This is a genomic window from Flavicella sp. (genome assembly GCF_037132785.1).
Classification (GTDB): Bacteria; Bacteroidota; Bacteroidia; order Flavobacteriales; family Flavobacteriaceae; genus Flavicella.
In genome coordinates this window covers 1-8,185 of the sequence record NZ_JBAHZZ010000083.1, presented here as the reverse complement: position 1 = coordinate 8,185, position 8,185 = coordinate 1, and the positions used below count along the sequence as shown (strand labels likewise).

Sequence of the window (8,185 nt, the reverse complement as noted above, 5' to 3'; positions counted from 1 at the left end):
TTATAGAAATATTTGAATTATAGTAATAACATTAGGAAAAACAAGCAGCCGTACAGAAATCGTACAATCTAAAGCATAAAAAAACCACAACTACTTGTTTACAAGTGTGTTGCGGTATTTTATAGTGACCTCGACTGGATTAATTTACTCTATGTAACTCGTTGATTAACAGTGTTTTATGTTTTATTTGTGTCTAAACTGGGTCAATTTTGTCCTTTAGGGCTTGCAATTCCTTTTCTATATTGTTAATGATAGCAATTGACTCTTTCGTATATATAGCAGGTTCTTCTTGAACAGTATTGCTATATTTTTCTTTGAATAGCTTGTTTAGATCAATGTCTGGGTATGATTTAACAATTCTTGTAAGAAGCTCAAAATTTGGTTTACTTTTAGTGAGATACCTCCCTACCATAGCTTCAGAATAGCCAATTTCATTAGCAATTTGTCTGTTGTTAAGCCCTTTGTTTGTAAAGTACTCTTTAAGCTTTTTATGAAAATACATTGTTTAGAATTGTTTTAAATTAAACCTTAGAGTGTATTTATTTCACAAAAGATACATCTATAGGTGTATTTTTACTTAGATTTGCGTACACGGTATTACACAACTATACACGTTTATGACAAATATAACAAAGAATTCGATATCTAAGAAAATGCGTTCGCATTTTGATCAAACATTTGATTTTTTAGACAGATACTTGCCTACGTATTATGTGAGAGAGGTGATTGATTTATTAGAAAAAGAAAGTTTCGAGGTAAGTTCAAGCGTTGTGAGAAACGTAAGAACAAAAAGAACTACTTCGAACTTAAGGGTCTTAAACGCTCTACTAAAAATAGCAGAGAAGTATAAGGATCTTGAGGAAAAGATAACACTAAAATAATTTTATATGACACTTACAAATGCACAACCTAAATGTTATCCTGGCTTATTGTCTGATAGCGTTGAATTTTTCGCAGTCGAGGGCGGTTTAAAATTCTTATCAAGCGGAAAAGTAGAAGCAGCTTGCAATATGCCTTACCATGTCGCAAAATTGGCAGAAGATAAAATTAAAAGTGAGAAAGACACTTCTGCAGCTCTTAAAGATTGGTATCCAAACAGCGAATTTGATCAAGTATTATGTTTTTATAAATGCAGGTACGGAGGTTTGGATTTTGTTGCTGATATTGAAAACAACGAACTTCAAGAGGGTGATTATTGGGATTGTCCAGCTCGAAAAACATGTAAATACAATGGTATTATATGTAAACCTCCTACGGTGAATGGAATTGAGCTGACATCGTTTGATGTGCAGTTACTGAAACTTCTTTCTACAAGTGCAACAAATGAAAAAATTGCATTTGATTTGCAAATTCCATTTGGCTCGTTGCATAAGCCAAAACAAGCTCTTTACGAAAAATTCAAGGTCCAAACTAGGCAAGAACTGACTATAAAAACTCGTGACCTTAACATCATTTAGTTCTGCTAAATATTACGTTCTTTTTTTTTCTGTGTGTTAGCGCGCACTATTTATTGATTAACAAAACCATCACCGCCGTAACGGTGATGGTTTACCAAAACAAAAATTATGATTATGAATTCAAAAAAAATTAAAGCAAAAGAATTTTTAACAAACAATGGTAAAAGCGTCGCTCAGATTGTTGCGCTTCCAGAAAAGGGAATGCTGCGGCTGTATATCGCATGGGAGAATGAACCCGCGGCAAAGGATGGATTTATGGGGTTCTTTAAATCAAGAATTTTAGTTGATAGAATTACCACTGAAGCTATTGAGCAAACAAAGAATTTTGGAGTTGATATCGCTCATCTTCCGGAATGTCAAAAAATATTTAAAGCACTTTTTTAAAGAATGAGTTATGGTAGGAAAAACATTATACAGAGGTGATGACTGGTTTTTGCACTTAGAAGTAGACCGCTTCACAAAACCATCTTTTAAGAGGATATACAACAACCCTAGGGACTGGATATTAAAAATTAAAAATTAAACTGTAGTCAAAAGGCTATGTAAGGCTAAAAATTATGAAAAAAATAAAGTCAAAAATAAATGTATTAAAGGCCCGGAAGTTACAAATAAACACCTCGCCTCTATTTAACGAAATTGAGTCCGTTCAGTTAGTGAAAATTTTAGATAAAGAAATAGCAGAGTTAGCGAATGATTTAGAAGTAATTGAAACTGAGGTGTTATGAGAATAGGGAAAAATAATAAAATACTATTAGAGCCTCATGAGATAGAATTTATTCATGATAATTTCTTTGAAATGACCAACCAAGATCTTGCTGATGCATTGGGTTTGAGAATAACTAAACTCAGAATGTTTGCTTACGAAATGGGCTTAAAAAAAATAGAAATGGAGTACTGGAAACCCTCGCAAGTGCTTTATTTAAAAAAGTATTACAAATCTATAGGTGATGTTGAATTAGCTGAGATTTTTTCAGAGAAATGGTCGAAAAACAAAGGTTGGAGTAAAAAACATATTGAGAAAAAAAGAAGGTATTTGCACTTTAAAAGAACTTCTTCAGAGTTAAAAAAAATACACAGTAGAAACGTGTTGATGGGGCGTTTTAAAATATGCAATATAAAGATGTGGGAGAAAAGAGGAATTACACCCATTGGCGAAAAAAGAATTTGGTTTAATGCTATAGGCCTTCCTTATGTGGTTGTCAAAAAAAAAGATGGATTTGTTCACTACAACAGGGATTTATGGAAAAAAGCTAATGGGCCAATAGCAAAAGGAATGAATGTGTGTGTAAAGCCACAGGCAAGTAGACTAGAAGCCAAAATAGATGATTTAGAATTGTTGTCAAATGGAGAGTTGTCACGTCGAAATTCACAAAATAGAGTTCATCCAGAATTGGCAGCAGCAATGAAATTAAACAGAGAAATTACGAAACACCTAATAAAAGCAACATCATGTCAACAAACACATTAAACACCTTAACAGATAGATTATTTGAAACATTAACAGGTATAAAAGATGGTTCTATAACGATTGAAAACGCAAAAGCCGTAAATGATATTTCGAGTACTATTATTTCAGGGGCAAAAGTGCAATTAGACGCTATGAAATTAATGAAAAAATCCGCAAAATTACCTGCGATAATTGGAATAACAGGCAGCGTTGAAATTATAAAAGGGGATAAAAAAGATTTGTACGAGCAAAAAGTAGCTTTTGCTAACCAATTAGGCTATGACTCATATTCCGCTGCTATCTCTACTTTAAATAAGGATGTTTTTGAAAAGAGGTTTAAAAACGAATATAAATTATCGAATTAATGGGCTATATAAATAAACATTTTATAGAGGGGCTGCTGGAGAAAGTAGATATAATTGATGTTATTTCTGACTATATGGAGTTGGAAAAAAAGGGAGCTCATTTTTTTGGATTGTCCCCTTTTCAAGTGGAAAAATCACCCTCCTTTTGTGTCAATAAAATAAAGCAACGCTACAATTGTTATTCTTCAGGAAAATCAGGGAATGTGGTTTCTTTTTTAATGGATCACGAACGATTGAATTATGTGGAAGCTTTGGAGGCTTTGGCAAACAAGTACGGAATAACAGTAGAGTACGATAACAAAGAACAGGCTGCGGAGTACGCTAAAATCGTTGAAAAAAAAGAAAATGTACGTCCTGTTTTAGATGCAGCTTTGGTAGTGTATCAAAAAGCATTTTTAGAATTAGAAAAAGAGCATTTTGCGAAAAAAGAGATCCTAAAAAACAGACAATACACCAAAGACATTATTTTGGATTGGCAAATTGGCTATGCTCCAGGAGAGCGGTTTCTAACGAATGCCCTAAAAGAGTCTAGGCAGCTCAAAGAAGCGCAAGAAATAGCCTTGGTAGGCGAAAAAGCAGATAAGTATTGGAAACGTATTGTTTACCCAATTCATGATATCAAAGGTATGCTTATTGGTTTTGCAGGTCGCGACGTTTCGGGAGATAAAAAGGCGGCAAAATGGATAAACCCAACTGAAAGCATTATTTATAACAAGAATAAAATATGGTTTGGCTTGAATAGGGCTCTTAGGTCTATTATTGATACTGGAGAAGCCACCATCGTAGAAGGTTATAATGATGTGATTGCCTGGCACGAAAATGGATTCAACAATACCATAGCTCCCTGTGGAACCGCTATTACTGAAACACAAATAGCAATTCTTAAAAAGTACTGTAAACAAATCAATTTTACCTTTGATGATGATCCTGCAGGTAAAAAAGCAATGCTGCGTTATATTCCCTTATTCCTTGCACACGGCTTTCGAGTAAACGTACAAAAAACAGGAGGTGCAGATCCTGATGATTTTGTAAGGCAGCATAAAAAAGCACTCAAAGAATTGAATCTTTCTTTTTATAATTTAAAGAAAAGGGAAACCAAGGAGGAAGCCTTAAAGCTTGGAGCGGAGTTAAAATTATCTGAGCTTGATATTGCCGAAATTATTGAGAGTACCTACACTCCAGAGAAATATGCTTTGCAAAAAACATTGGTGCAAAAAGGAGAAAACATTGATGGTTTTAAAGTATTGCTCCAGGAGCATTTAAAAGGGACCGAATTGGATAAAAGTCAAGGTGCGTATAAATTGTGCGAGATTATTGCAAAGGTGCCTGATGAAGCGCTGAAAGAAATTTATATGCCCTGGTTAAAAACAGAATCTAAAGTTTCTTTGGCCACCATTAAAAAATGGGTCAAACAAGCGGAAGCTAAATTTGAAGCAGAGCAGGAGGCTAGGTTGGATAAAAACAAATTCAAGGTCAATCTTTCAGATGCCGAGTATACCTTACCTGATGGTGTTTCTACTCCTTTTGATAGATTGAGAAATGATATTTATAAGTACGGCGTGTTTGAATCTGACAATAGAATGTGGGTAAAAACAGGAACCGATGGTGATTACACTTTTAAGCATGTCACCAATTGCTTGGTGCAGATTGTTCAACATATGTCTGATGAAGAGTTTCCTATGAAGCTTTTAAAAATCAGAAATGTTTATGGAGTTGAAAAGATATTTGATGCACCCTCAGAAGCTGTAGATACGCAGCAGCGCTTTACATCTATTCTTTCAGGTAACGGTAATTATATTTATACTGGCGACGCGAGGGAGTTTTTAAAGCTAAAGGTATATCTGTTTGATAAAATGGGAATAGGACGTAAAATTGAAGTTCTAGGTCATCAACCAGAAGGCTTTTGGGTTTGGAATAACCTGGTACAGCTGTATACTGGAGAGATTATCGTGATAGATGGAAACGGTTTGTTTGTGTACGAAAAAGTTTCTTATTACGTGCCTTCAGCAAATAAAATATACCGTAAAAACGTTTTTAAATATGATAGTCAAAAAAGGTTTAGGGTACAGCAGGCTAAAGTAACTTTTAAGACATTTGGGTCGAAGGCTATGGAGGTGCACAGAGAGCATGCTATATCAGGAATTCTATTTGCAATTGCCTCTCTTTTTCAAGATATTGTAGTACGTAGCTTGGGTAACTTTCCTATTATTTTTTTATATGGGCCAGGAGGATCTGGAAAAGATCAGTTAGCAGAAATGATACAATCTTTTGTTGGAATTCCTCAGGAAGCTCAGAATATCGAGGGTGGAGCTTCTACGCTAAAAGCTAAAGTAATAGAGTTGTCACAGTTTTTTAACGGAATATCTCAATACTCTGAATATAAGCGAGGGGATGACAAGGTGGACGGGATTTTTAAAGGAATTTGGGATAGAAATGGGTATAAGCGTGGGAATATTACAAGTAAAATAGCATTGGAAACCGTTCCTATTTTATCCTCTGCAATTTTAACTGGGAATGATTATCCCTCTCAAGAGCCTTTGATTCAGCGTTTGTTTGCCAATGAAATTAACAAAAATGAATTTTCTGAAGCGGAAGGTAAAAGCTATGACGAATTTAAAGACATGTGTTCTGATGGCTATTCGTCTTATTCCGTAGAATTATTAAAGCATCGTAACCTATTTATAGAGCAGTTTACTAAAAAACATAGAGCCTTTAAAAGGTCCTTTTCCGAACGTGTACCGGATGCCAAAACAAGAATGATATCAAACGCATCCGTTTTTGGTGCTACCTATGAAATTTTTAAAGACATTCTAGATTTTCCTTTTTCATTTGCCCAGATGGAAGCTCATTTTATCAAATGTATAGAGCAGCAAATGCGCAAGCTACAGTCTGAAAGCATTATCAACAAATGGTGGGATTGCTTTTTGTCTGGTTGTAAAGCACCAAGTCATTTAAGGATTGTAGCTACGGAAGACTTTAAGTTAGAAGGAAGAAGTCTGTTTTTTAATTATACGAATATGTACATAAAAATGACAAAGCTTTGGTGGGAGCTTTATAGAGAAGCAATACCAGGTAAATCATTTATGAAAGATCAGTTAAAAAATTCAAACGCTTTTATAACTTATCATTCCAAAGGAATAAAAATGGCGCCGGGAAGAGGGGTGAAAACATCCTCTGGTCATGAAATTGATATAAAAAAAACAGGTGTTTATGAGGAAATTTACGACGCAATACAATACCAACTGTCTCTTCAAGGGGCTTCTTTGACAATTCCCCCTGCAACCCCCTTAAAAAAAGAGATCTCAAAAAGCAATAATGGCGAGAGTTCAAATTTATTTAACGTGATCGTTAACGATGCTGAAAAATAAGAGGGTGTTTCGTGTGCCATACATTACATACCTAGTTAATATATTAAAAAACAAGTATATAGACGATGGAGAATGTAGTGGAATGTTATGGAATGTATGGAAAGAGTATTTGTTATTCCATAACAATCCATACATAGAGTAATATAAGTGACTGATAATTAGATATATGTATATGTGTGGATGTATGGATAAAAAAACAACCAATAACAGACCTATAGGTTTATAAAAAAAATAATTATGTACAATGTTAACGAGATTGAAATTATTATAAATTCCTGCAACAGTGTTGAAGAACTGTACGCTGTATCAGCTTGTTTTCAATTTTTGATTAAAAATGAGCATCAAAAAAGATCAGCATTTCTTTCTATTTATACACTTGTGAGATTTGGAGAATTGGAAAAGCTAAATGAGTTATGAAAAATCTAAAAATTGAAACCTGGTTACGTCCAGCGGTTCTTTCAGATGTGTTTACAAAGAAAGGAGTTGGTGAGATTATTGAAAATAAGCAATTTTTCTATAAAGAAAAAAAAGGCAATTACCGAGGGCCTTATAGGCTTACATCACCAGATGAAGGTGGTTTTATTAGTGAATATGTAAACATTTATCAATTATTAGCATTAAAAAGAATGATGATCGTTGATCCTGTCATTTATTCTGAATCGATACCTATACAATTATCTATAAAAGAAGTAGAGGCCTATGATATTTTGGCAAATAAAAGCTTGATAGTAAACACTGCTTATTTTATTATTAGATCTCATCTTGCTGAAGGTCCTTTTTTTATTACAAATAATACAAGTGGTAATGATATTCGTAAATCTATTGAAAGTAAACAGTTTTTTGTATTAGCTGTTGTCGATTTTATAAAAAAAATAAACATAAATACAACTACCCAAGCGGTTTAATTTTTAAAAAAAATGAAAGATATAATTATAGACCCGCAGACAGGGTTAGCGTATGTCTACAAAGAGAAACCTTTCTGTAATTTACCTAAAAAGAAAGTAAAAGTAGTGCAAGTAAAAAGACCAGGTTATAATGTGGTAAAAAAGTTATACAGAGAAGGGTAAATGGCAAAGAAAGCAAAGTGTTTTTGGATTACCGTACCAAAACCAAAAAGAAAGAATACCGAGCTTCTTCCAAAATTTGTAAAGACTGCTCTTTAAAATTAAGCTGTTTAGGGAAGTCAACTCAAGAGAAAAAGTTTTCAGTAACATATTACCGAGAAGAGTACGAAAGAAATATTGAACGAGTAAATAGTAAAAAAGGCAGGTATATGAAATCCAAACGCCAAAGTACAGTAGAACCTGTCTTTGGGACTTTAACTCAGTTTATGGGACTTAGAAAAATCAATACCATAGGAATTCAACAGGCAAATAAAGTCATGCATATGTCTGCCATTGCTTACAACCTAAAAAAATATTTAAAATTCATTGTGAAAAATGTAAAAGTAGATACCAAAGTAATAGGTCAGATGTTTTCACTACTAAAAGACTTGTTCAGGGTTCAAATAAAGTCACTAGAGCTTATTTAATTTCCATCCTAAAACCT

Annotated in this window: 10 protein-coding genes; 9 read left to right on the top strand and 1 reads right to left on the bottom strand. The window is 33.8% G+C overall.

The genetic code is table 11. The features are described 5' to 3' along the window. Nucleotides 1-193: 193 nt before the first annotated feature. Nucleotides 194-502 carry a helix-turn-helix transcriptional regulator gene (locus V5787_RS05605; RefSeq protein ID WP_336892285.1) on the bottom strand — a complete coding sequence of 103 codons (309 nt, stop codon included), beginning with the start codon at nucleotides 500-502 and terminating at the stop codon, nucleotides 194-196. A gap of 115 nt (nucleotides 503-617) precedes the next feature. Here V5787_RS05605 and V5787_RS05600 point away from each other — a divergent pair, with 115 nt between their 5' ends. The 9 genes from V5787_RS05600 (at nucleotide 618) to V5787_RS05560 (ending at nucleotide 8,168) form a co-directional block, all read left to right on the top strand. Beyond that, nucleotides 618-881, top strand: coding sequence for a hypothetical protein (locus tag V5787_RS05600; protein ID WP_336892284.1), 264 nt, complete (start codon nucleotides 618-620; stop codon nucleotides 879-881). Nucleotides 882-887: 6 nt separating this feature from the next. After that, nucleotides 888-1,457, top strand: a complete 570-nt coding sequence (locus V5787_RS05595; protein ID WP_336892283.1) for a hypothetical protein — start codon at nucleotides 888-890, stop codon at nucleotides 1,455-1,457. Between the two features lie 114 nt (nucleotides 1,458-1,571). Then, nucleotides 1,572-1,841 (top strand): hypothetical protein, encoded by a 270-nt coding sequence (locus V5787_RS05590; RefSeq protein ID WP_336892282.1) that lies wholly within the window; start codon nucleotides 1,572-1,574, stop codon nucleotides 1,839-1,841. Between the two features lie 173 nt (nucleotides 1,842-2,014). Then, nucleotides 2,015-2,182, top strand: a complete 168-nt coding sequence (locus tag V5787_RS05585; RefSeq protein WP_336892281.1) for a hypothetical protein — start codon at nucleotides 2,015-2,017, stop codon at nucleotides 2,180-2,182. Further along, nucleotides 2,179-2,925: a hypothetical protein gene (locus V5787_RS05580; RefSeq protein WP_336892280.1), complete on the top strand. Its 747-nt coding sequence runs from the start codon at nucleotides 2,179-2,181 to the stop codon at nucleotides 2,923-2,925. Before V5787_RS05585 ends, V5787_RS05580 begins: the two co-directional genes overlap by 4 nt. Continuing rightward, nucleotides 2,907-3,269, top strand: a complete 363-nt coding sequence (locus V5787_RS05575) for a hypothetical protein (RefSeq protein WP_336892279.1) — start codon at nucleotides 2,907-2,909, stop codon at nucleotides 3,267-3,269. The genes V5787_RS05580 and V5787_RS05575 overlap by 19 nt, the downstream gene beginning before the upstream one ends. Continuing rightward, complete coding sequence (dnaG, locus tag V5787_RS05570) at nucleotides 3,269-6,637, top strand: DNA primase (protein WP_336892278.1); 3,369 nt, start codon at nucleotides 3,269-3,271, stop codon at nucleotides 6,635-6,637. The genes V5787_RS05575 and dnaG overlap by 1 nt, the downstream gene beginning before the upstream one ends. A 413-nt stretch (nucleotides 6,638-7,050) precedes the next feature. Continuing rightward, nucleotides 7,051-7,542: a hypothetical protein gene (locus V5787_RS05565; protein ID WP_336892277.1), complete on the top strand. Its 492-nt coding sequence runs from the start codon at nucleotides 7,051-7,053 to the stop codon at nucleotides 7,540-7,542. Nucleotides 7,543-7,727: 185 nt separating this feature from the next. Then, nucleotides 7,728-8,168, top strand: a complete 441-nt coding sequence (locus V5787_RS05560) for a transposase (protein ID WP_336892276.1) — start codon at nucleotides 7,728-7,730, stop codon at nucleotides 8,166-8,168. Nucleotides 8,169-8,185: the final 17 nt, after the last annotated feature.